Genomic DNA, 24,310 nt, shown 5'->3' on the forward strand with positions numbered 1-24,310 from the left:
ATTGAAATATGGTAAGGTCAAAAATCCTAATGATTTTCCTACATTTCAAATTAATCAAAATAATAATACAATAATATTAAATAAAAACTCTACTTTTAAGTGTTCTTAACAAGGGGAAGATTACATCAGAAATTAAAATCTCATATATGAATGAAGTTGATGAGAAAATCAAAGTAATGGGAAGTAGTGAAGTTTATCAAGTTCTTAAAGCGAATTGGGATTTGGATACAATTGAACTTCAAGAAGAGTTCAAAATATTATTACTAAATCAAGGGAATCAAGTTTTAGGAATTAAAAGCATGTTTAAGGGCGGAATAAACACTTGTAGCATTGATGTAAGGTTGATTATGGGAATGGCATTAAAAGCTAACGCATCTGCTCTTGTAATAACTCACAACCACCCAAGTGGAAACCTAAATGCGAGTGAATCAGATAAACGAATAACTTCTAAAATTAAAGAGTGTTGCGAGTTATTTGATATTCGATTGTTAGACCATATCATTATGGTTAAAAATTCTTACCTTAGTTTTGCAGACGAAGGAATTCTTTGATTTAAATAAAATATACGAGTAGGGTTGAAAATGATAATTAGTGGAAATCATCCCCGATTTCATCCCCTTTAGAAGGTTTTTAGAGCTAAAAGATTGATATGTAGCACATATCTTTAATCCCGCCAGCTCCACAAATCTCCTTTAAAAAGTTTTAAAGGAGGTTTTTTTATTAAGAAAACTAAGGTTCCCAAATAATACGTGTCATCACATCAAGGTTGGTTCCTGTATGTTTGGTGATAGAAACTCCAGTAACCAAACCAATCATTAAATTGTGTTGAATAGCCAATCTAATTTGAGGTCTTAAAGTATAATGAAATCCATCGCGGTCAATATCCATATTATTTTCAAGTCCAATAAAGTTTTTCGAATTTGGTAAAACATACATCATACTTGCATTTATAGTTGCTCCAACATCTACTTTTTGCTCTTTATAATGATGTTCAAAAATAGGACCTGTATAGATTAACGTGTTGAAATTTTTAAAATTCTTTGCTCCAATAAAAACAGGATTCATTTTCATACCCGTAAATACAGAACCTTGATGTCCTAATTCTTTAAAATTATTAAACTCAAATTCATGAACATAAGCTACAGCCAAAGACATTTTTTGTTTTTCATTTACTAAAAAAGTATATTGAGTTGCTAATTTTAAACCTTCAATTTTATTGTTCGGAACATAAATAGAGCCATCGTTATTATCGCTTTTGTGATTAAAAGAAAAAGGTACTTCAACCTCCAATCCCAAACGATCTGCAACAGCCCATTCATACTCAATAAAACCATTATATTCATTATATCCTTTTTTTGAGGTCACTCCAACCCCTACATTTATCTCAGCTTCTCCTTTTCTTGCTCCCAGATCGCGCATCAAATCTGTATACAATGGTTCTGCATGATCAACTTTAGGTTTTAATGTTTTTTGTTGTGATTGAATCGTGATGATTGAATCATTTTTTGTCTGGGCGTTAGTTGAAATTGTAATGAAAATTGTAATGAAAATTGTTGTCAATATTGTTAAGAAAAACTTCATTTGTTTATTATTTTGAAGCAAAGGACAAAGAAGATTTAGGAAGAAATTAGGAATTGAAGTTTTACCGCTTTAAAAATCTAACCTATTAAATTTTGAAGTTTTTTGATACTTATCATTTTAAGAATAATAAAAACTATCTTATCTTAGTCGATGAATTAACACCACATTTAAGAAAATCAAACAATTATGAGTTCCTACGAATATTATAACTTTCCGATACAGTTGATAAACGGTTTTTTAGATGATTCTAAAAAAGTTTTGATTGATATTTCACATTATTGTATTTATAGAGTTTTTATAGATAATTTCGAGAAATATTCGGGTTCTTTTACAGGTTATCAGAAGGCTTGTGATGATTTTGGAATTGAATTTAAAAATGTTGCTGCAGCTTATCAAAATGGTAAAGATTTGTATGAAGCAACAATAGATAAAAGTCCGATGGTTGGAATGACTTCTGAAATGTATTGGGATTATATGACCAATGAAAAATCGGAATTTGAGAAGGTTTTACTGCTTGGGGATCTTGCTTTTAAAAGCATTTTAGGTGCAAAATCGTATATAAAATTGGATAATAAATATTGGTTTAGCCGAATGAATGGTTCTGTAAAATCAATTGCGAAAGAAGAAATTTCTCCAAAACTTCAACGTTATTTGAACGAATATCAAACTAAAAAAATTAAGAATCAATTAATTGCTGGTTGGGGATTAGCTTCGTATTCAAGATATAATCGCGGGTTTTATGTGAGTTATAAAATGACATTGGATGATTTGGCTTATCATGCAGAAAAGATTCGAAAATCTACTCAAGATAAAAAAATCAAAAATGATGTAAAATCTGCTCACGAAAAAGCATTAGAGAGATTGGAGAAGGAAGGTCAATAGTGTATATATTTTTATCGTACAAAAAAACCTGAAGATTAACTTCAGGTTTTTATTTTATTTACGTTTAAAAAGATTTTTAAAAAACCTACCTTTATTATGGTTTTTTCCATAACCATAACCATAGCCATAACCTTTTGTAAAGTCAACATCGTTAACAACCATTGCCATATTTTTAAGACGGTTATCTTGATATAATTCTTTAGGAATAGCCAGCATTCGTTTGTCTAAATAATTAGCACGAACAACGTACATTGTAATATCTGCACTGTCAGAAATTAATAAAGTATCAGTAACTAAACTAACAGGGGCAGTATCTATTAATACATAATCATAGTTTGCTTTTCCATATTTGACAATATCATCAAAACGTCCGTTCATCAATAGCTCTGAAGGATTTGGAGCTACCTGTCCAGAATAAATAACATCAAATTTATAATCAGCAGGATTTTTGATGATGATATCACTAATATTAATATCATTTGAAATCAAATATTCTGTAACACCATATTTGTGTCTGTATTGATCGGTAATTCCTAAATAATCTAAAACTTTAGGACTTCTAATATCTGCTCCAATTAATAAAACAGATTTACCTGACATTGTTAATATTTGAGCTAAATTAGTTGATATAAATGTTTTACCTTCTCCGCTTGTAGTAGAAGTTATATAGATAGACTGAGGATCTGTTGAATTTTTAAGTAAAAAATTCATGTTTGTTCTAAGAATTCTAAAAGCTTCAGCAACACTAGAATTATCATTTTGCTCGATAATAGAAATATCACTTTTAGGTACTTGCCCAGCAATTGGAGCTCCCACAGCATCTTCAACATCCTCCTTAGAGTTTACATTATTATTCAATAATTTATAAATATATATACATATAAATGGAATAACTAATCCTAGAATTAGAGCTCCTAATAATATAATACTTTTCTTAGGTGAGACAGGAACCTTAGAACTATAAGCATAGTCAATAACTTTTATATTCTCTGGTGTAGCAGCTGCTTTTATTTCGTTCTCTTCACGTTTTTGTAATAAGAATAAATATAAAGCTTCAACAATTTGCTGTTGACGAGAAATATCTCTAAAACCTCGTTCTTGGCTTGGTACTTTTTGTATTCTGCTTGTTATTTGATTTTGTTTGTTCTGAATTGTGCTTAGAGTTGTTTGAGTATTATTTCGGTACAAACGCAAACTATTCTTCAAGTTTCTTTTTACATCATTAATTTGCTCTTGTAATTTGATCGCGTTAGGGTGATCTTTTGTTACAGATTTTAACATATCTTCTTTAGCGAGAACTAATTCATTGTATGAAGATATTTCTGCTGAGATAGATTTATCTTCTAACCCAATATTAGAAGGTAGTAAATCAGTCTTAGAAGAATTTAGAGCAGAGTTCATATAATCAACTAATTGTAGTTGAGTAGATGATTCTAAAAGTTTCTTTTCGTTATCTGCGGCACTTTCTAAAAAGATATTTGCTTCTGAAGTAACATCTGTAATATTATTTTGAACTTTATAACGTTCAAGATTTTTATCAACTCCACGTAAATCGTTTGTAACAATTTGTAGGCGATCATCAATAAATTTAGAGGTAGCTTCTGTTAATTTATGATTATCACTTACTAAATCTTCATTATAAGTTGTAATAAGATCATTTATTAACTTCTTAGATATATCTGGAACAGGACCAACCAAAGAAAAATTAATAATTTTTGAACTCTTCTCAGTATTTGGAGAAATACTCAATGAGTTTTGATATGCATTAACAATTCTATCAATAGAATTTAAATTAATTTGATATTCAAAACCAATATGTTTTCCTAAGCTTCCATTTGGACTAATTATAAAACTTCCAAAGTCTTCTGTAATCTTTTGTCCAAAAGAATATTCCTTTATAACACTTGTTTTTTTATTTTCAAGTTTAAATTTAGTGTTCGATAATATACTTACAATAAAACTATTATTGTCTAAGCTTTCATTGGCTTTATCGTTCTCATTTAATAAAATGAATTTTATGGGAGATTTTTCTTGTTGTAATTGAATTTCTGCAACTCGACCTACGCTAAAATATTGTATATTAAAGTTATTTTTTTGAATTACTTTAGTTAATAATCTTCTAGACTTTAGTACATCAATTTGATCACCAACTTCTGCGCTTCCTCCAGAACCACCTCCAAGCATAGCTTGATCCATTAAACCAGCTAATTCTCCTGTTGAAGATTCTTTTTCGTTCAATAATATTTTAGCTGAAACTTGATATTGTTTTTGTGTGTATTTTACATACAAAAATGCTACTATCAAAGAAATAATAACTCCAAAAACAAACCATTTCCAATAGTATAAATATTGTTCTAAAATTTGCCTGATATTAATAGTTTCTTCAGACTCATCGAAGTATTGGTCTTCTACTTTGTTTTTATTTTTACTCATTTTTATTTAGAAATAACAGCAATTACAGATATTATAACACCAGCAACAGATATCCATAAAGAATAGTTTGGTGTAAATTTAGATGATGAAATTTTTGCATTATTTGGTTCTACATAAACAACATCATTTTGTGCTAAATAGTAAACAGGGGAGTTTAGTATTTCTTTAGATGTTAAATCGACATTATAGGTTTGTTTTTGTCCATTTTGTTCACGGATAACCATAATATTTTTTCTTACACCATTAATTGTTAAATCTCCTGCCATTCCTAATGCATCAAGAATGCTCACTCTTTCATTTGGAATTGTAAAATTACCTGGTTTAGCTACTTCTCCTAAAACCGTGATTCTGAAATTTGTGAAATTTATATTAACACCAGGATTTACAATGTACTTTGATATCTTAGATTTTAATTCGTTTTCAGCTTCTGTTCTAGTTAATCCTCCAACTTTTACATTACCTATTAAAGGATAGTTGATATACCCATTTTCATCAACAGTATAAACTTTTGCATAAGGATTATTTTGCATTCCAGAATTTACTTGATAAATACTTTGTTGATTAAAAGGTTCTGTTGCTTTGATATCAGCAGCACTAACACTAATAGCTAATATGTCAGAAGATTGAATTTTAGGGATATACTGTTCGAAATTTGTAGTAGACTGTTGGTCTCCACTTAAATAAACTAATTCCTTTTTTGACGCACAAGATGAAATTGTGAGAATAACTATTACAATTAGGAGATTAAAAATTTTATTTTTCATAAATTAAGTTATCAAGTTTTTCAAATTCAGAGTTTTGAGATTTAAATTCTGGTACTATCTCTTTTATTTTAGCCACTAAATGCATGACTTGTTCATGCTTTTCTATAGTTGAAGACATTGAGCATAACTCTTCAATCAACTTTTTATTATCTTGACATTTTGAAGTATTTACTTTAGCAATCATTATTTTTTCATGATGTGTTTTAACTGTATTTTCATCATTGGCTAATAATTCTTCATAAATTTTTTCACCTGGGCGTAAACCTACAATTTTTATATCAATTTCCTCAGGATATTTAAATCCACTAAGTTTAATCATCCTTTTAGCAAGATCAATAATCTTCATAGACTCGCCCATATCAAATACAAAAATCTCGCCACCTTTTCCCATTATTGCTGCTTCAAGTACTAACTGACACGCTTCTGGTATTGTCATAAAAAAACGTGTAATATCAGGATGAGTTACAGTTAATGGACCTCCGTTTTCCAATTGACGCTTGAATAAAGGTATTACAGATCCATTAGATCCTAACACATTACCAAATCGTGTGACAATATAATTAGTTTTAGAAATTTCATTTGTACAATTTACATAAATTTCGGCAACTCGTTTAGTTGCGCCCATCACGTTTGTAGGATTTACAGCTTTATCAGTAGAAACCATTACAAACTTTTCAGCACCAAATTCATTTGCTAAATCAGCAATTATTTTTGTTCCATAAATATTTGTGTTGATTGCCTCATAAGGAAATTTTTCCATCAACGGAACATGCTTATATGCAGCTGCATGAAAAATAATTTGCGGATGATATTTATCAAAAAGGCTTAACATTCGTTTTCGATCTCTTACACTCGAAACGATATAATCTATTCTATTTTGTTTTTCTTCAGAAATTTCATTTTTTAAAGACTGTTGAACATCATATAGAGCCGATTCTGCCTGATCAATCAAAATTAGTTGAGCAAAATCCATCATAGCAAGTTGCCTTGAAATTTCACTTCCTATAGAACCTGCAGCACCAGTAACAAGTATTACCTTACCTTGTACATTTTCATTAATAATAGGGTTTTTCAACTTAATTGATTCACGCCCTAATAAATCTTCAATTTTTAATTGTTTGATTTGAGCAGGCTTGTATGTACCATCAATCCAATTAGAAATAGGAGGAATTATTTTAATATTAACATTTAAATCTTCTAAAGATTTAGAAAGGTTTAATAACTCATTAGTTTTAATATTTTGAATAGAAATAATGATTTCTGAAATATCATTTCGTTCAATGAATTTATCATCAACATCATTTATAGAATAAATTTTAGCGCCATCGATAAACGTTCCAATTTTAGAAGGTTTGTCATCAATAAAACCTACTACTTTATAGTTAAATTGAGTATCGTTTTGTAAAATATCTCGAGTGATTAATCCTGAATCTCCAGCTCCGTAAATCAATGTTTTTTGTTGAGCTTTATTTTTAGAAAAAAAATAATCGTAAATCCATTTATAATATAATCTGGCAATAACCATTATTACTGTTGAAATAAATAAATGGACAAAGATAACAGAGTAAGACATTCTGAAAACATATGAAACAGGAGTGTTCTCCGAAAGATTAGATTCAATGAATTGTCTATAGATAAAAGAGATGAAGAAAAGAATCAGAAAAGCGGTCGTATTTGAAACAAAAACATTTTCAGCATCTTTTAACCCCGTTTTTTTTACAATTCCCTTATATGTTTTGAAGTATAGGAAACATAGAGTATATGCTGCTACAACAAATGGTAATTTAAATAATAATTTTTCTAAACTAAAAGAATTTAGAAAACTATTAAGTATAAAATTGGTTATTACATAGCTAAAGAAAACTATAAGTATGTCTAGCACTAATACTACCCATCTAGGAGCATTAAAGTGTTGGTTAAAAGGATTCAATATTTTAGTAATTTAAGTGGTGGTAAAGATAATAAAAAAATCAGGAATAGAGACTCCAAAAAATGGAAAAATCTATCCCTGATTAATATCTTAAATTAAGAGAGAATTATTTTACTCTGAAAACAACTCTTCTTGCTAATTGATGAGAAGAAACTTGAGAATTTTTGAATTCTTTATCTTCACCTTCACCAACTGTAGTTAATTGAGAAGCATTTGCTCCTTGACTAACTAAAATAGCTTTTACATTTTCTGCTCTTCTACGAGATAAATTTTTGTTGTAAGAATCACTTCCAACTGGGTCAGCGTAACCTAAAATGTCAATTTGAGCATTTGGTTTAGCTTTTAAATATTCAGATACAAATTTAATACCTCCAACAGATTGTTGATATGGTTTATCAGAATTGTAATCAAAGTATACATTGATGATACCTGAATTAATCATTTGCTCTAAGAAATCAGCATCGTTAACGATAGTTGTATTTCCTCCTGCATTTTGTTTGATGTACTCTTCAATGTTATCTGGAATACCATTTCCATTGTGGTCAATTGTAACACCGTGAGTGTCAACAACTGCACCTGGAGCTGAATCTGGTTCTTGATCTAAGTAATCAGCAACACCATCACCATCAGTATCTTTTAACATTTGCTCGATGTTAGCAATACGATCTTCTAAGTCAGAACGAGTTGGTTCGTAAACCCAATCAGCGTGTTTTTGGTTTTTACCTAAGTAGAAAGTTAAACCTAAAGTAGCATTCCATAATTCACCACCAAAACCAGAACCTGAAATTTCAGAATTTCCATCAAAAGCTACGTTTTGACGAATATTTCTTACATAAGAAACGTCTCCTGTTAATACAACACGATCTGTTAATCTTAACTGAGGAGTTAAACCAACCATAACATTTACCATGTTATCATTGTCATCGAAAACTTTACCATCAGCACCTTTTGTTGCGTCATTATTCATCCAAGAATAACCTGCACCACCATGCGCTAATAAACCAATTCTATTTGTCCATGTTTCAAAATTCATGATTCGTCCTAAGTTCGCAACCCCTTGTAAATCTACACGGTAATAATTAGAACGGAAACGAGCTACATCTTCACCTTCTTTGATACGATCATATCCACCGTCTAATTTTAAACCAAACTTATTGTTGAACATGTAACGAACTCCAAAATCAGCATGATAGAAACTTGGCGTTTCAGAATAGTAACCAGGAGTGAAAGCTTTACGTGCTTTTACAGCACCTCCATTGGCCTCGATAGACCATTTGTTGTAATCGTTGTTAACTGTCTCAGTAGTTTCTTGCGCTTGAGCAAAAATTCCTAATCCAATTACACTTAATAGGTATGAAATCTTTTTCATGAGGATATATTTAATTACAAAATAATATAAATACTTAAAAACGAATCAATAAAAAACTGTTAAAAACGCCTATTACTAACGAAAATCATATAATTCTCTTGTTGATTAGTTTAATGAGTTAAAAAGAACTTCAATAATTGTGCCGAAATTAATTTTTAGTTTTCTTATATCATTTTCAAATCATTTAAATTATTTTTGCACAAATATTTCCCAAAACAAACAATGGAACAATCAGCATTTCTTTTTTCAACCAGAGGATCATTAGAATTAGCACAAAAAATTGCCGATCAATATGGTCAAGAACTTGGTAAATCTAAAATTGTAGAGTTTAGCGATGGCGAATTTGTGCCAGCTTTTGAACAACCAATTCGCGGTGCTCGCGTTTTCTTAATTGGTTCAACAATGCAACCAACAGACAATTTAATGGAATTACTTTTAATGTGTGATGCTGCAAAACGCGCATCTGCTAAAAGTATTACAGTTGTTATTCCTTATTTTGGTTTTGCTCGTCAAGATCGTAAGGATGCACCACGTGTGCCAATTGGAGCAAAATTAGTTGCAAAAATGTTAATGACAGCTGGAGCAACTCGTGTAATGACTATGGATTTACACGCTGATCAAATACAAGGATTTTTTGAAGTTCCTGTTGATCATTTATTCGCTTCAACAATTTTTGTTGAGTATATCAAAGGTTTAGGTTTAGATAATATTTGTATCGCTTCTCCAGACATGGGTGGTGCTAAACGTGCAAATACATATGCTAAATACCTTAATGCAGATATCGTAATTTGTCACAAAGAACGTAAAGTTGCAAACCAAGTTGATAGCATGATGTTAATCGGTGAGGTAGAAGGTAAAAATGTTATTTTAGTAGATGATATGATTGATACAGCGGGTACACTTGCTAAAGCTGCTGAATTGATTATGGAAAAAGGAGCAAAATCTGTTCGTGCAATTGCAACGCACGGAGTTTTATCTGGACCAGCTTATGAGCGTCTTGATAACTCTTTGTTAACGGAAATTGCTATAACTGATAGTATTCCATTAAAAAATACTTCCGTATCTAAAATAAAAGTATTATCTTGCGCTCCGCTTTTTGCTGATGTTATGCATTTAGTACATAGCAATAAATCTATTAGCCAACGTTTTGTTATCTAATGATTTAACTTAAATTTAAATTATTTTTATTATATACATATTATTATGAAGTCAATTACAATTCAAGGTGTAAAAAGAGAAGACTTAGGTAAAGTGGCTACACGTAACCTACGTAATGCTGAACAAGTACCTTGTGTGGTTTACGGTTCTGGAGAGCCTATCCACTTTTCAGCTGATGAAAAAGCATTCAAATCATTAGTTTACACTCCAGATGCTCATACAGCAACTATCGAGTTAGCTGATGGAGCTAAAATTCAAGCAATTTTACAAGACATCCAATTCCACCCAGTAACGGATAAAATCTTACACGTAGATTTTTACCAATTAAACGAGGACAAACCAGTAACTATGGAAGTACCAGTTCGTTTAGTAGGACGTGCTCGTGGTTTAGTAGCTGGTGGAGTTTTACGTTTCAACATGCGTAAATTAAAAGTTCGTGCTATTCCAGCAAACTTACCAGACGAAATCGAAATCGATATCACTCCAATGAGAATCGGTCACAAAATGTATGTGGAAACATTGAAAAATGATAACTACACATTCGCTCATCCAGATAACGCAGTAGTAGTAGCTATTCGTACTTCTCGTAACGCTGTTAAGGATGCTGATCAAGACGAAGACGAAGATTAAGAAATTTTCTTTTCAGATAACATTAAACCACTCATTTTTGAGTGGTTTTTTTATTTTTAAAAATTTAATAAGATAAATTTGTCCGAATTAAAATTAGTTGTATATTTGTTTCATAATTTATAATGAATAAAAGAAATTAATGTTTTCTAAAGCGTGCGAATATGGAATTAAGGCTTGTGTGTTTATTGCACAAGAATCTGTAGAAGGAAAGAGAGTCAATTTAAAACAAATTGCAAATTCGATTAATTCTCCAGAAGCTTACACAGCCAAAATTCTTCAACAATTAGTTAAAGCAAATGTGATTTCATCTGTCAAAGGAAAAATGGGAGGTTTCCAAATGGATGCAGCGCATTTAGAAGATATCAAATTAGTGAATATCATCAAAGCGATTGATGGAGATGGTCTTTATCACAGTTGCATTTTAGGTTTAGTAGAATGCGATGCTAACAAACCTTGTGCTTTACATAGCCGTGTTTTTGCAATTCGTAATGATTTGCGAGGAATGCTAGAAAAGACATCGATGTTTAATTTGATTGATGATCTAGAGAAAGGAATTGCTTTTCTTAAGCATTAAAAAAAATTGATTAAAAATAAGATAAAAATATCCGATTATCCGAATTAAAAAATTACAACAATGAACCTATTAATAGAACTTCCTCAAACAACTGCTTCTCATATGAGTTATACTGTAACAGTAAATCTAAATGAAGCGTGCGAAAGACATCATAAGACATTATTTTTTTGTTGGAATATTCGTGCTGGAATAGATAAAGGAGTCGATATTCAACGAATTGTTGATTATGTAAATTGGTATGGGGAAAAAGTATTATTCAAAAAATTTGAGATAGAAGAAAATTACTTGTTTTCGCTTTTAGATGAAGATCATTACTTGGTAAAAAGAGCATTGAAAGAACATAGACGTTTGAGACGCTTGTTCAAAATAGATGCAAAAAATCCGATGAAAAGTTTGATTTATATCGAAGAAGAATTGGATTTGCACATCAGATTTGAGGAGAAACAAATGTTTCCTGAATTTGAGAAAAATGCAACACAAAAAAAGTTAAAAGTAATTAAAGAACAATTTAATTCACTTTTAACTAACACAGATTGGAAAGATCAATTTTGGTTATAGGATCTTTCATAACCATAAATTTTTACTTATAATTTTTTAGATGATTTTTGAAAAAGAAAAGCTCGATTTTGCAGGTCGAGCTTTTTGCTTTTTTATGTGTTAAGGAAATTACTTCTTAATCTTAATTTCAAAGATTTTGTCCCAAAGCTTTCCAGTAACTAACATATTTCCGTTGTCTTTGAAAGCGATTCCGTTCAATTCTTGCGCTTGTGGATTTCCTTGTTTTCCTTTCAATTCAGCAAAATTAAACTCAGCTTTTACAGCGCCAGTTTGCGGATCTATTACCACGATATTACTGTTATCTGCGTGTCCAGATTTTAGGTAAACATTTGCATAAATTAAACCATCGTGATACTCAATTTCATTCAAATAACTATATGGTTGTGTGCTATCAAAAGCTTGAACAGTTCTAAGGTAGTTAAATTTCTCATCGAAGAAATGAATACGTTGCGAACCTTCTGTTACAGCTAATTCTTTACCAATTGTAGTAATTCCCCAACCTTCGATAATTTGAGCTGGCATATCAAATTTTTCAACTTGATTAAAGTTTAAATCATATTTATAAATGACACGATCTTGCCATGTTAATTGATAAATAAAACCATTCAGTTCTGTAATTCCTTCTCCAAAAACATCGTCTTTGATTTGATATAATTTTGTAGGTTCAGTAGCACCCAATTTATATTCAATCAAACGTGTATTTCCTCCACGAAGTCCAGTTCCTTCGAAAATATTTCCGTTTTTGAAATAAAAACCTTGCGTAAAATAATCAGGGTTATGTGGATAAGTTCCTACAATTTCATAATTCCATTGCGCAGCCGGCTCATTTGCATAAACCACAAACGTAAAATCGCGCGAATTTGTTTCTTCTTCTCCTTTGAAGAATTTCAAATTAACCGTATGATTTCCTAATCCAATTGTTTTTCCGTCAATCGTAAAATCAGCAGGAACTTCTTGTCCATCCACCGAAACAACAACTTTCGTAATTCCATCTAAATTAGTTAAAGGAATATCGATTTTGTCGCCAATTTTGTATTTATTTTGTTCAATTTTCGAAACAATTTCAGTGATTGCAGTATTGTTTTTTCCAGTCGAATCTTTACAAGAAAATAACACTGAAGAGAAAACTGTTGCACAAACTGAAGCAGCGATTAAATATTTTTTCATTTGATGTGTTTTATGTTTTACGAATTAGGTTGCTAATTCTACTACAAATATATTTTATTTTGTTCGATTCGGATTATTTTTTACAAAGGCATCCCAACTCGAATATGAATTTGACGTCCCAGTTGTTTTACCCGAATTTAGATAATGACAAACCGCAACGGCAAGACCATCTGTGGCATCCAAACGTTTTGGAATTTCTTTCAATCCAAGTAAATGTTGTAACATGCCCGCAACTTGCTCCTTCGAGGCATTTCCGTTTCCGGTAATCGCCATCTTAATTTTTTTTGGCGCATATTCTACCACAGGCATATCGCGATGCAAACAAGCGGCTATACAAACACCTTGCGCACGTCCAAGTTTTAACATAGACTGAACATTAACGCCAAAAAACTGCGCTTCAATGGCTAATTCATCAGGATGATATTGATCGATAATGGCTAAAGTTTTTTCGAAAATCTTTTTCAATTTCGTTTGCTGGTTCGGAAGTTTATGCAACAACAATTCGTCTAAAGTAATCAACTTTATTTTGTTATTTTTGACTTCAATCAAACCAAAACCCATCACCATTGTTCCAGGATCAATCCCTAAAATAATCTTTTCCATCGTTGCGAAGGTATTAAGATATTCTGAAAATTAAGCCGAATTTCGACTCGCATTAATATTTCCGAATAACGAACGCATCACAATTTGCTCATAGATTGATTTGAACTCACTTTCATGATGAATTTTGTTCAACGCAAATTGTTGAATCGTTAATAATGGTAACACAATTTTTTCGCGCATTTGTACCGAAGATTTGTTCAATGGTTCGTCTTGCATCAATTCTGTGTAACCCGAAATTTCTAAACATAATGCTTTTGATAATTCAAATTCATCGTGCAAAATATTCCAAAATTCACCATATTCAGGATCATCTTTCATATAAGAAGTTAATGGAAAATAAGTTTTTTCCATCGACATCATACTATTCTGGATCAATGTTTTGAAGAAGCTCGAATTCTTGAATAAATCTTTTACATCCTCTAAATGACCTTGTTTTTTCAATTCATTTATAGCTGTTCCAACACCAAAATATCCCGGAACATTTTGTTTTAATTGACTCCAAGAACCCACAAATGGAATAGCACGCAAATCATCGAACTCTAATTTTTTATCACCACCTCGTTTACTCGGACGGCTTCCGATATTCGTTTTTCCATAATAGTTAAGCGTACTCATATTTTCTAAATAAGGTAAAAATGAAGGATGCGCTTTCAAATCTTCGTATTTCTGATAACTAATTGTGGCTAATTTATCAATCAAAATTCGCTCATCTGGCGAAATCTGACTTGTGCTTGTAGAGAAAACATCCGAAATGATACCAGCCGTGTACAATTGTTCAAAATTATATTTTGCCTGCGGCATTGTTCCATAATTCGACGTAATTGTTTGCCCTTGAATCGTAATTTGAATTTCGTGATTCGCAATTGTTTTCCCTTGAGAAGCATAAAATTCGTGTGTTTTTCCACCGCCACGTGCAGGAGGTCCACCACGACCATCAAAGAAAATAACTTCGATTTGATTTTTATCCGAAACATTCGAAAGGATTTCTTTGGTACGATAAATTTCCCAATTTGCTTTGATGTAACCACCGTCTTTTGTTCCGTCCGAAAAACCTAACATAATTGATTGACGCTGTTTTCTACGTTCTAAATGTTGTGCATAAATTGGTAGATTATACAATTTATTCATCGTATTCTCAGCACCATCTAAACCTCTAATCGTCTCGAAAAGTGGCATAATATCAAACTTAATTTCGTCATCTTTGTAACCACAAAATTTGAATAAAGCGTAAACATTTAAGACATCGAAAATGGTTTCAGAATTTGAAATAATGTATCGGTTAACACCTAATTCGCCATTTCGTTGCTGAATCGTTTTTAATTGATAAACATTTCTGATTGTATCGACGACAATATCATCTTCAAAATCTTCAGGCTTAGCTGTAAAAGAAGGATTTGTTAACAAGTCGATTTGTTCTGCTTCGCTTAAATCTTTCAGATTAATTCCAGTATATTTTTCAACAATTTGGTTAATTACTTTTTGATGAACACGCGAATCTTGACGAATATCCAACGAAGCAAAATGTAACCCGAAAATATCAACACGCGTGATAAAATCGTCCAAAATATCTAAGAAAACGCCATTGTGTTGTTCAATCAAAATTGTACGAATAGTCTGTAAACGCATCTTGATTTCATCAATTGTAATTGTTCCATTTTCATTGAACATATTTTCGTAAATCAAATTACTCAACGCTTTCAAAGGTTCTGTAACATGCTTGAATGTTAATCTACGTTGAACAATTTTAAGATGATTGTAATAATTTTTTAAGATACTTGTACGCAATAAACTTGCAACTTTCCATGTAATTTCTGCTGTTACAAACGGATTTCCATCGCGATCGCCTCCAGGCCAAAAACCTAATTGAATAACAGGAGATTTTAGAGGTTTACTTTCTGTAAAAAACAATTGGTTGATTTCGTTGTATAATCGTCCAATTGTTTGATAATATACATTTCTCAAATAATAAATAATAGAAACAGCTTCATCGTAAGGAGTTGGTTTTTCTTCGTTTATAAAAGGTGTTTTTCCTAATTGTTGCAACAATAAATCAATTTTACTTACCGAATCTTGTTGAATTGCGTCGCGTAAATCTTGAATAATTTGTTGAACATTTGTCGGATAAAACTGTGTTGGATGGGCTGTAAAAACAACTCTTGTTACAAAATCTTCGATCCTAGTTTTTACTTGTTCCATTTTACCTTGCGCTTGTGCAATATGGTAAATGCTTTCCAAACTTCCTTTTTCATTTTCGGAATGTAATGACGGAAATGCAGCATCTTCGATACTATCAAACAAAACAACTTGTCGCTCGATGTATTGTATCATTCGAAACATCAAATCGATTTGTTCTTGTTCGGTTTTTAAATCGGTGTATTTCTCAAAAAAATTGTTGATGATTTCATTTGGCGATTTACCTTCTGGTAAACCTTTTTGACTTTCATCGTACAAAAACGGAATCAACGATCCAATGTTTTGCATTTTTTCGTAGGGCAGACTCATAAAGAGACTGTTGTAAATTTGAAACTTATTTTCCACAATTTGGTGGAATTTAAGTTCAGATAAATTCGTACTTCGCATTAATAGGTATTTTTTCTCTTAATAGTAAATTTACTTGTTTCGAGGTAATTATCCTATTTATTTTAAACCAAAAAAAGAGAATCATATTGATTCTCTTTTTGTTTATTATGATCGATTGTTTAGTTCAATTAATAGTTCTATAAATTCGCGAGTGTTTGCTAGCCTCGGAACTTTATTTTGTCCACCTAACTTACCACGAGAAGCCATCCATTCGATGAATAATTTTTTGCGCGCTTTGTGTACAATCGGTCGATTAAGTGTCATATTATTGTAACGTTTTGCCTCGTAATCTGAATTAACTTCTTGTAAACTTTTGTCTAAACAATCAATAAATTGCTCAAAATTTTCAGGTTCTTTATCAAACTCTATTATCCATTCGTGAGCGCCTTTTTCTTTTCCTTGCATAAAAATTGGACCAGCACTATATTCAGAAACAATTGAATTTGTTTGCATACAAGCACGTTTCAAAGCTTCTTCAGCGTTTTCTATCATCAATTCTTCGCCAAATGCATTGATATAATGTTTTGTTCGTCCAGAAACAACAATTCGATGAGGATTTGTAGATGTAAAGCGAACCGTATCACCAATGATATAGCGCCACAAACCTCCATTTGTTGTAATCACCATAGCGTAATTTTTACCAACTTCAACTTCTCCAATTGTTAAAAATCGTTGAGTTTCTGAACCAAATTCTTCCATTGGAATAAATTCGTAAAAGATTCCGTTGTCTAATAATAACAACAACTCTTTACTATTTAATTGATCCTGAATTCCAAAAAAACCTTCGGAAGCATTATATAATTCGAAATAATTTAATTTTTTCTGAGTAATTAAATTATAATTTTCTGCATAAGGTTTGAAGCTGATTCCACCATGAAAAAACACTTCGAGATTTGGCCATAATTCGTCCAAATAATTCTTTCCAGTTTCGGCTAATAATTTATTCAAAACGACTAACATCCATGAAGGAACACCAGTTAAAGAACCAACATCTTCATTTTTTGTTGCATTAATAATAGCATTCATCTTTACATTCCAATCAGACATTAGAGAAATCTCACGATTTGGAATGTTTTTCATTTCTGCATAAAAAGGTAAATTATCAATCAGAATAGCTGATAAATCACCAAAACGCGTATCATATTTTTGATAAAGTTCACTACTTCCGCCAATTCTTAAGTTTTTGTGCATAAAAATATCCGTTTCGGGATAAGCATTTAAGTACAATGCAAACATTGTTTTTCCTGCTGCGTAATGGCAATCTTCTAAGGATTCATTACTAATCGGAATAAATTTACTTTTGGCATTTGTTGTTCCAGAAGATTTCGCAAACCATTTTATTTTTCCATGCCAAGTAACATCTTTTTCACCTTTTCTTGCTAATTCAATATAAGGTTGAAAATCCTCGTAATGCACTGCAGGGACTTGCTCTTGAAATTTATGTGTCGTTTTGATTTCGTCAAAATGAAATTCTTTTCCGTAAATAGTCGATTTGGCTTTTTTGATATTCTCAAATAACACACGTTCTTGCGTACCAACTGGATTTTTGATACTTTCCTCGATGATATTCATTCGGCTACGCATCATAATTTCCATAATCTTATTGACTATTCCCATCCGCTAAAAGTTTTGTAGATTTACACAAAATTAATTAAACTTTTTTAGCAAGATGCAGTTTGAAGGACAAATTCGTAAAATGACAACTGAAAATGGAACGCCAATCAATTATTATTGGAATTTCAAGAATGATTTTATTGTTATGAATCAATTGTTAGGAAAAAAAATCAAGATTAACTTTGATCATTACGAATGTTTAAACTGTCACGAGGACAAAGAGATTTATCAGATGGGATATTGTAAAAATTGTTTTTTTACAGTTCCAGAAGCTAATCCAAGTATTATCAATCCAGAACTTTCTACAGCACATTTGGGAATTGCGCAACGTGATTTAGAGTTTGAAACGAAATTCGAATTGCAACCGCATATTGTGTATTTGGCAAATTCATCAGGAATAAAAGTTGGTGTAACGCGTTTAACGCAAGTGCCGACACGTTGGATCGATCAAGGAGCTTCAGAAGCTATTATTATTGCGCGAACGGATAATCGTTACGAAGCTGGAATGATAGAGGTTTCGTTGAAAAATGTTATTGCTGATAAAACAAATTGGCAAAGAATGTTGAAAAACGATGTGCCAGAAATTAATTTGTTCGAAAAGTATCACGAAATCAGAAATGAAGTGAATCCAGATTTTCAAAAATTTTTGGTTGATGAGCCAGAAGTTTGGAAGTTAGACTATCCAGTTTTATCTTATCCAGAAAAAGTAAAATCATTAAACTTGAAAAAAACGCCAGAAATAAAAGGTGTTTTGAAAGGAATAAAAGGTCAATACTTGATTTTTGAAGACAATACCGTTTTCAATGTTCGAGGTCACGAAGGTTTTTACGTCAATTTTGAAGTATAAAATTTATTTTACAATAAGATATATTCAAAAGTCGGTTCTGCAACAGAATCGACTTTTTTTGTTTCTATCTATTTGATTTCAATAAAAATACTTGTTTTTTATCTTATTTATTTTTACATTAGTTATAATCAATTAACACAAAAAATAGGAATTATGAAAGCAAGTGCATTACTTATGGTTGGCGGTATTTTGGCTTTAACAGCATGTAATAAAAAATCAGATTTGCCAGATTATAAGGTGAAAGAAGCAGTTTTAGATGTTTACAAATACAGAGCAGATAAGCCAGATTCACTTTTTTCGAAAGTAGAAGGCGTAAATGTGGATGATTTGAATGCGGTGGTTAAACAATATGGGCCAGTTGATGTCTACAACTTTGAGAAAATGACGCCTCTTGAAGATGGTGACAAAACAGTTTACGAAGCAGTTTATAAAGTATCTTTTAAAGGAGCAGAAGGTACAGAAACTTTTAAAGTACGAAAAATTGATAAACTAGACGGAATTGTTGTTGGCTATGCAAGTGATGTAAAACCTGTTGCTGAACCAAATGATTCATTGGCTGTAAAAAAGGATTCGGTGAAATAAATATAAAAAAATAATAAATACGTAATGATTTATTGAAAAAGTTTGTATATTCGTTATCAATAATGAAACAAAACGGATTAAATACAATCATTTCAATTACGACGACTTCTAGTGTTCACACTTAGAGGAGTTTTGTTATGTATTTAATTCTAAAAAAATAATGCAAAAGCATCTTCTCAAAAGGAAGATGCTTTTTTTATGATCAAAATTTAAATTATGAAAGTTTTAAAATTCGGAGGAACATCAGTCGGATCGGTAGAAGGTATCCGCGCGGTCGTAGAAATTGTTAAACAGGAAAAGCAACAAAATAACTCGATTATTTTGGTTGTGTCTGCTATTTCTGGTTTGACCAATTTATTAACCAAAATGTCTGAAGAAGCTTCATCAGGAAATTTTGGTGAAAATGATTTAAAACTTTTTCAAGACAAACATTTCGAAATTGTAAAAGCTTTAATCGATGTGCCGAATCAAAATCCGATTTTAACAAAATTAAAATTGTTGATGAATGAGTTGGAAGCATTATTAGAAGGGGTGGAAATTCTGAAAGAATTAAGCCCTCAAACAAAAGATTTGATTTTGAGTTTCGGCGAAAGATGTAGTGCTTTATTAATAGCAAAAGTAATGCAAGAGCATGTTGGAAATTCATTGGCGATTAATGCATCAGATTATATTTTGACTGATCATAATTTTGGTCAAGCGAATGTTATCGAGGAAAAATCGTTTCAGAATATTCAACAATTAGCAAAAGATTATTCGGATAAATTATTAGTTGTAACAGGGTTTATTGCTGCTAATGAAGAAGGACGAGTGACAACTTTGGGAAGAGGAGGTTCTGATTACACTGCGGCTTTGATTGGTGCGGCTTTACATGCAGAACAAATTGAAATTTGGACAGATGTAAATGGAATGATGACGGCGGATCCTCGTTTTGTGAACAAAGCTTTTTCGTTAGAAAATTTATCGTATACAGAAGCGATGGAATTGTCGTATTTCGGTGCGAAAGTGATTTATCCGCCAACAATGGCTCCAGCTTTTAAACTTCGAATTCCGATTTTAATTAAAAACACATTTCAACCGGATTTTGAGGGAACAAAAATTCAGTTCGATTCGCAACCAACAGATTATCCAATTAAAGGAATTTCGTCGATCAAAGATATTGCATTAGTCAATATAAAAGGAAGCGGCTTGGTTGGCAAATTGGGCTTTAGTGGAAAACTTTTTTCACTTTTAGCGCAACATCATATCAACATTGTGTTGATTACGCAATCTTCGTCAGAGCATAGTATCACGCTTGCCATTCATCATAATGAAGTCGAAAAAGCAAAGCAATTAATTGAAGAAGAGTTTTGTTTGGAAATTGCAGCAAAATGGTTGGAACCAATTGAAATTGAAGAAAATCTCGGAATTATTGCAATTGTTGGAGAAAACATGAAGAAAATGGTTGGTGTTTCGGGCAAGTTATTTTATGCATTAGGACGAAATGGAATCAATGTCAGAGCGATTGCGCAAGGTTCTTCGGAGTATAATATTTCGGTTGTGATTAACGAAAATGATTTGTCAAAAGCTTTAAATGCGGTACATGATGCGTTTTTTAATCATTTGAAAAAAACAATTCATGTTTTCAATGTTGGAGTAGGAAATATTGGGTCGACATTTTTAAATCAATTAGAAAAACAGAAAGATTTTTTAGCAAAAAATAATGATATCGAAATAAAATTGGTTGGATTATCAAATTCAAAAAAAATGATGTTTGATGAAAACGGAATTAATTTATCGAATTGGAAAAATGAATTAGAAAATTCTTCTTCTCCAGCTGATTTGAATGAATTTATCCAAAAAATGAAACAGTATAATTTACCAAATTGTGTTTTTGTAGATAATACTGCGAGTTCTGATTTGCCAAATTATTACAAACAAATTTTTGAAAGCAGTATTTCGGTTGTGACATGTAATAAAATTGCGAATTCATCTTCTTATCAAGAGTATAAAAAATTGAAAGAAACTGCTCGAAAATATGGTATTGATTTTCTTTACGAAACAAATGTTGGAGCAGGTTTACCAATTATTAGCGTGTTGAAAGATTTAAGAATGAGTGGAGATCAAATCTTAAAAATTGAAGCAATTTTATCAGGAACAATTTCGTATATATTTAATCATTTTAAAGGTGAAAATACATTTGCCGAAATTGTAAAAAAAGCGCAAGAATTAGGTTATACAGAACCAGATCCTCGCGATGATTTGAGTGGAATAGATTTTATGCGAAAAATGTTGATTCTTGCTCGTGACAATGGTTACGAAATTGAAGCGGGAGATGTAAAAATCGATTCTATTTTGCCTAAATCTTGTTTAGAAGCTGCAACTGTAGAAGATTTTTATCAAGAATTAGTCAACGAAAATGATTATTTCGAAAAGATAAAACATCAAGCAGATGAGGAGCAGAAAGTGATTCGTTACATCGGGATTTTAGAAGATGGAAAAATATCAATTTCGTTAGAATTGGTGGATAATCAACATCCGTTTTATGCCTTGTCTGGAAGCGATAATATTATTTCCTTTACAACAGCGCGTTACAAGGAACGTCCTTTGGTTGTGAAAGGACCTGGAGCTGGTGCAGAAGTTACAGCAGCTGGCGTTTTTGCAGATTTAGTTAATATAAGTTCAATACGATAAAAGATGAATCAAATAATCGAAAATAAATATAAGCTTGATCAAGCGAAGTTTTTAGATAAAGTACATGTTTTTGCTCCTGCAACAGTTGCCAATATGATCTGTGGATATGATATTTTGGGCTTTGCGGTGGATTATCCAGGTGATGAGGTAATCATGAAAAAGACAGAAAAGTTAGGAATCGAAATTCTGACAATTACAGGTGACGAGGGTAAATTGCCTTTGGATGCGATGAAAAATACAGTCTCTCATTCGGCATGGAAATTATTTTGTGATTTAGGTCTACAAGATTCTTTTGGATTATCGATAGAATTACACAAGAAAATGCCGATTGGAAGTGGTTTAGGCTCAAGTGCGGCGAGTACGGTTGCTGGACTTTTTGCATTAAATGAATTATTAGGAAAACCACTTTCTAAAAAAGATCTTTTACCTTATTGTATGGAAGGCGAGCGTTTGGCTTGTGGCGCTGCTCATGCGGATAATGTTGCGCCATCATTGTTTGGTGGAATTACATTGATTCCTTCTTACGAGCCGCTTTTGGTGCGTTCTTTGCCTGTTCCAGAAAATTTATATGTCACACTGATTTATTCAAAAGTAGAAGTATCAACAAAGGATGCGCGCAAATTAATTAAAGATAAAGTGCAATTGAGTAAAGCAATAAAACAATATGGGAATATTGCAAGTTTGGTTGCGGCGCTTTATGAGAATGATTATGAAGAGATTGGTCGTTCCATGCAAGATGATATTATCGAGCCAAATCGTTCTTTATTGATTCCATATTTTAATGAAATGAAAAGTATTTCGCTCGAAAATAATGCATTAACGTTCGGGATTTCTGGTTCTGGACCAACTGTTATGGCATTATCTAAAAGTAAATTGGATGCAGAAAATATCGCACAAAAATTAAATGATTTTTTGACGATAAAAGAAATTGAACATTTATCATTTGTTTCTAAAATTAATCAACAAGGACCATACATAAAATACTAAAAATGGAATTATACAGTACAAATAATCATAATAATAGAGTCGATTTTAAACAAGCGGTTTTTCAATCTTTGCCAGAAGATAAAGGTTTGTATATGCCTTTGTCGTTACAAAAATTAGATGAAAATTGGATGAATTCGATCGAGAATTATTCATTTCAAGAGATTGCGAAAAAGGTTACAAATCATTTATTAAAAGATGATTTTTCTGAAGAAACAATTAATAATTTAATTGATGAGGCAATCAATTTTTCAGCGAATTTGGTATTTTTAGAAGATGATTTAGCTGTTTTGGAATTGTTTCATGGACCTTCTTTTGCTTTTAAAGATTTTGGAGCGAGATTTATGAGTCGAGTGATGGCACATTATTCGAAAAAAGATAATCAATTGTTAGATGTTTTGGTCGCAACTTCTGGCGATACAGGAGGCGCTGTAGCACTTGGCTTTCTGGGAGTAGAAGGAACGAGAGTAACTATTTTGTATCCAAAAGGAAAAGTGTCGCTGATACAAGAATTGCAATTAACAGCGAATGGAAAAAATATTCGCGCCATAGAAATCGATGGAACTTTTGATGATTGTCAAGCATTGGTGAAACACGCGTTTTTAGACAAAGATTTAATGAAAAATCTTAATTTAACCTCAGCAAATTCAATTAATATTGCTCGCTTAATTCCGCAATCTTTCTATTATTTCGAGGCATTTTCCGAAGCAAAAAGGAAAGGTTTTGAGAAAGTTTCTTTTATTGTTCCGAGTGGAAATTTCGGGAATATTACGGCAGGTATTTTAGCTTCAAAATTAGGATTAGAAGTAGAACAATTTGTTGCAGCTACAAATGCGAATGATACTGTTCCATCATTTTTAAAAACCGAAAATTATCAACCAAAACCTTCTGTACAAACGTTATCGAATGCAATGGATGTTGGAAATCCGAGTAATTGGGTTCGTGTGATGGAATTTTTTGATCAAGATATGGATCAATTAAAATCAAAAATGATTTCAAAAGCTTTTTCAGATATTGAAACGACAAATGCAATCGTAGAAATTAATCAAGAATATGATTATATTGCTTGTCCGCATACGTCGATTGCGTGGTTGGCGGCGAAGGGATATCAAGCGAAAAAGCAAAAAGAAAAAGAGTTGGTGGTATTTTTATCAACGGCGCATCCATGTAAATTTTCTGAAGTTTTTCCGAAAGAAATACGAGATAAAATTGTCTATCCAAAAGAAGTCGAAGAATTGAAATTGAAACAATCGAATAAAGTTGAAATGAACAATAATTTTGATGAGTTAAAAAATTGGTTGTTGAATAATTAATAAATTAAAAAGCAAAGTTTCTAACTAAATAGAAGCTTTGCTTTTTTTGAATAGTATATTAATGATGGGAA

At 31.6% G+C, this 24,310-nt stretch carries 20 protein-coding genes; 11 read left to right on the forward strand and 9 right to left on the reverse strand.

Going from position 1 to position 24,310, the window contains the following annotated elements; translation table 11 throughout:
- Window positions 1-146: 146 nt before the first annotated feature.
- A complete protein-coding gene (locus G0Q09_RS07985) occupies window positions 147-551 on the forward strand; it encodes a JAB domain-containing protein (protein ID WP_219034500.1) in 405 nt (134 codons plus the stop codon).
- Window positions 552-729: 178 nt separating this feature from the next.
- Here G0Q09_RS07985 and G0Q09_RS07990 read toward each other — a convergent pair whose 3' ends face one another.
- Window positions 730-1,581: an HAEPLYID family protein gene (locus G0Q09_RS07990; protein ID WP_219034501.1), complete on the reverse strand. Its 852-nt coding sequence runs from the start codon at window positions 1,579-1,581 to the stop codon at window positions 730-732.
- 186 nt (window positions 1,582-1,767) lie between these two features.
- Here G0Q09_RS07990 and G0Q09_RS07995 point away from each other — a divergent pair, with 186 nt between their 5' ends.
- Window positions 1,768-2,463 (forward strand): hypothetical protein, encoded by a 696-nt coding sequence (locus G0Q09_RS07995; protein WP_219034502.1) that lies wholly within the window; start codon window positions 1,768-1,770, stop codon window positions 2,461-2,463.
- A gap of 54 nt (window positions 2,464-2,517) precedes the next feature.
- On the opposite strand, the gene G0Q09_RS08000 is transcribed toward G0Q09_RS07995, so the two are convergent.
- The 4 genes from G0Q09_RS08000 to G0Q09_RS08015 form a co-directional block, all read right to left on the reverse strand.
- Window positions 2,518-4,896 (reverse strand): GumC family protein, encoded by a 2,379-nt coding sequence (locus G0Q09_RS08000; RefSeq protein ID WP_219034503.1) that lies wholly within the window; start codon window positions 4,894-4,896, stop codon window positions 2,518-2,520.
- Between the two features lie 2 nt (window positions 4,897-4,898).
- Window positions 4,899-5,660 carry a polysaccharide biosynthesis/export family protein gene (locus G0Q09_RS08005; RefSeq protein ID WP_219034504.1) on the reverse strand — a complete coding sequence of 254 codons (762 nt, stop codon included), beginning with the start codon at window positions 5,658-5,660 and terminating at the stop codon, window positions 4,899-4,901.
- Window positions 5,650-7,590 carry a polysaccharide biosynthesis protein gene (locus tag G0Q09_RS08010; protein WP_257468117.1) on the reverse strand — a complete coding sequence of 647 codons (1,941 nt, stop codon included), beginning with the start codon at window positions 7,588-7,590 and terminating at the stop codon, window positions 5,650-5,652. Before G0Q09_RS08010 ends, G0Q09_RS08005 begins: the two co-directional genes overlap by 11 nt.
- A gap of 106 nt (window positions 7,591-7,696) precedes the next feature.
- Window positions 7,697-8,959, reverse strand: a complete 1,263-nt coding sequence (locus G0Q09_RS08015; RefSeq protein ID WP_219034505.1) for an OmpA family protein — start codon at window positions 8,957-8,959, stop codon at window positions 7,697-7,699.
- Window positions 8,960-9,181: 222 nt separating this feature from the next.
- Here G0Q09_RS08015 and G0Q09_RS08020 point away from each other — a divergent pair, with 222 nt between their 5' ends.
- The 4 genes from G0Q09_RS08020 (at window position 9,182) to G0Q09_RS08035 (ending at window position 11,879) form a co-directional block, all read left to right on the forward strand.
- Window positions 9,182-10,117, forward strand: coding sequence for a ribose-phosphate pyrophosphokinase (locus tag G0Q09_RS08020; protein ID WP_038336277.1), 936 nt, complete (start codon window positions 9,182-9,184; stop codon window positions 10,115-10,117).
- A gap of 45 nt (window positions 10,118-10,162) precedes the next feature.
- Window positions 10,163-10,747 carry a 50S ribosomal protein L25/general stress protein Ctc gene (locus tag G0Q09_RS08025; protein WP_038336278.1) on the forward strand — a complete coding sequence of 195 codons (585 nt, stop codon included), beginning with the start codon at window positions 10,163-10,165 and terminating at the stop codon, window positions 10,745-10,747.
- Between the two features lie 139 nt (window positions 10,748-10,886).
- Window positions 10,887-11,321 carry an RrF2 family transcriptional regulator gene (locus G0Q09_RS08030; protein ID WP_038336279.1) on the forward strand — a complete coding sequence of 145 codons (435 nt, stop codon included), beginning with the start codon at window positions 10,887-10,889 and terminating at the stop codon, window positions 11,319-11,321.
- A gap of 60 nt (window positions 11,322-11,381) precedes the next feature.
- The gene (locus G0Q09_RS08035; RefSeq protein ID WP_052217884.1) at window positions 11,382-11,879 is read left to right on the forward strand and encodes a hemerythrin domain-containing protein; all 498 of its coding nucleotides are present in this window, start codon (window positions 11,382-11,384) and stop codon (window positions 11,877-11,879) included.
- A gap of 108 nt (window positions 11,880-11,987) precedes the next feature.
- Here the strand turns inward: G0Q09_RS08035 and G0Q09_RS08040 are convergent, their stop codons facing one another.
- The 4 genes from G0Q09_RS08040 to G0Q09_RS08055 form a co-directional block, all read right to left on the reverse strand.
- Complete coding sequence (locus G0Q09_RS08040; RefSeq protein ID WP_219034506.1) at window positions 11,988-13,046, reverse strand: glutaminyl-peptide cyclotransferase; 1,059 nt, start codon at window positions 13,044-13,046, stop codon at window positions 11,988-11,990.
- A 54-nt stretch (window positions 13,047-13,100) separates the two neighbouring features.
- Window positions 13,101-13,649, reverse strand: coding sequence for a crossover junction endodeoxyribonuclease RuvC (ruvC, locus tag G0Q09_RS08045; RefSeq protein WP_125348885.1), 549 nt, complete (start codon window positions 13,647-13,649; stop codon window positions 13,101-13,103).
- 30 nt (window positions 13,650-13,679) lie between these two features.
- Complete coding sequence (locus G0Q09_RS08050) at window positions 13,680-16,151, reverse strand: phosphoenolpyruvate carboxylase (RefSeq protein WP_257468118.1); 2,472 nt, start codon at window positions 16,149-16,151, stop codon at window positions 13,680-13,682.
- A gap of 183 nt (window positions 16,152-16,334) precedes the next feature.
- Entirely contained in the window at window positions 16,335-17,846 is a 1,512-nt protein-coding gene (locus tag G0Q09_RS08055; protein WP_219034508.1) for a GH3 auxin-responsive promoter family protein, read from the reverse strand.
- 52 nt (window positions 17,847-17,898) lie between these two features.
- Between G0Q09_RS08055 and G0Q09_RS08060 the strand changes: the two genes are divergently transcribed.
- From G0Q09_RS08060 to thrC, 5 genes are all read left to right on the forward strand, one after another.
- Window positions 17,899-18,690: a DUF2797 domain-containing protein gene (locus G0Q09_RS08060; protein ID WP_125348888.1), complete on the forward strand. Its 792-nt coding sequence runs from the start codon at window positions 17,899-17,901 to the stop codon at window positions 18,688-18,690.
- Between the two features lie 153 nt (window positions 18,691-18,843).
- Window positions 18,844-19,272, forward strand: a complete 429-nt coding sequence (locus G0Q09_RS08065; protein ID WP_147280028.1) for a hypothetical protein — start codon at window positions 18,844-18,846, stop codon at window positions 19,270-19,272.
- 216 nt (window positions 19,273-19,488) lie between these two features.
- The gene (thrA, locus tag G0Q09_RS08070; RefSeq protein ID WP_115002271.1) at window positions 19,489-21,942 is read left to right on the forward strand and encodes a bifunctional aspartate kinase/homoserine dehydrogenase I; all 2,454 of its coding nucleotides are present in this window, start codon (window positions 19,489-19,491) and stop codon (window positions 21,940-21,942) included.
- A gap of 3 nt (window positions 21,943-21,945) precedes the next feature.
- Window positions 21,946-22,929, forward strand: a complete 984-nt coding sequence (locus G0Q09_RS08075; protein ID WP_219034509.1) for a homoserine kinase — start codon at window positions 21,946-21,948, stop codon at window positions 22,927-22,929.
- Between the two features lie 2 nt (window positions 22,930-22,931).
- Window positions 22,932-24,239, forward strand: a complete 1,308-nt coding sequence (gene thrC, locus G0Q09_RS08080; RefSeq protein WP_219034510.1) for a threonine synthase — start codon at window positions 22,932-22,934, stop codon at window positions 24,237-24,239.
- Window positions 24,240-24,310: the final 71 nt, after the last annotated feature.

The sequence above is a fragment of the Empedobacter falsenii genome (assembly GCF_019308355.1).
GTDB lineage: Bacteria > Bacteroidota > Bacteroidia > Flavobacteriales > Weeksellaceae > Empedobacter > Empedobacter falsenii_B.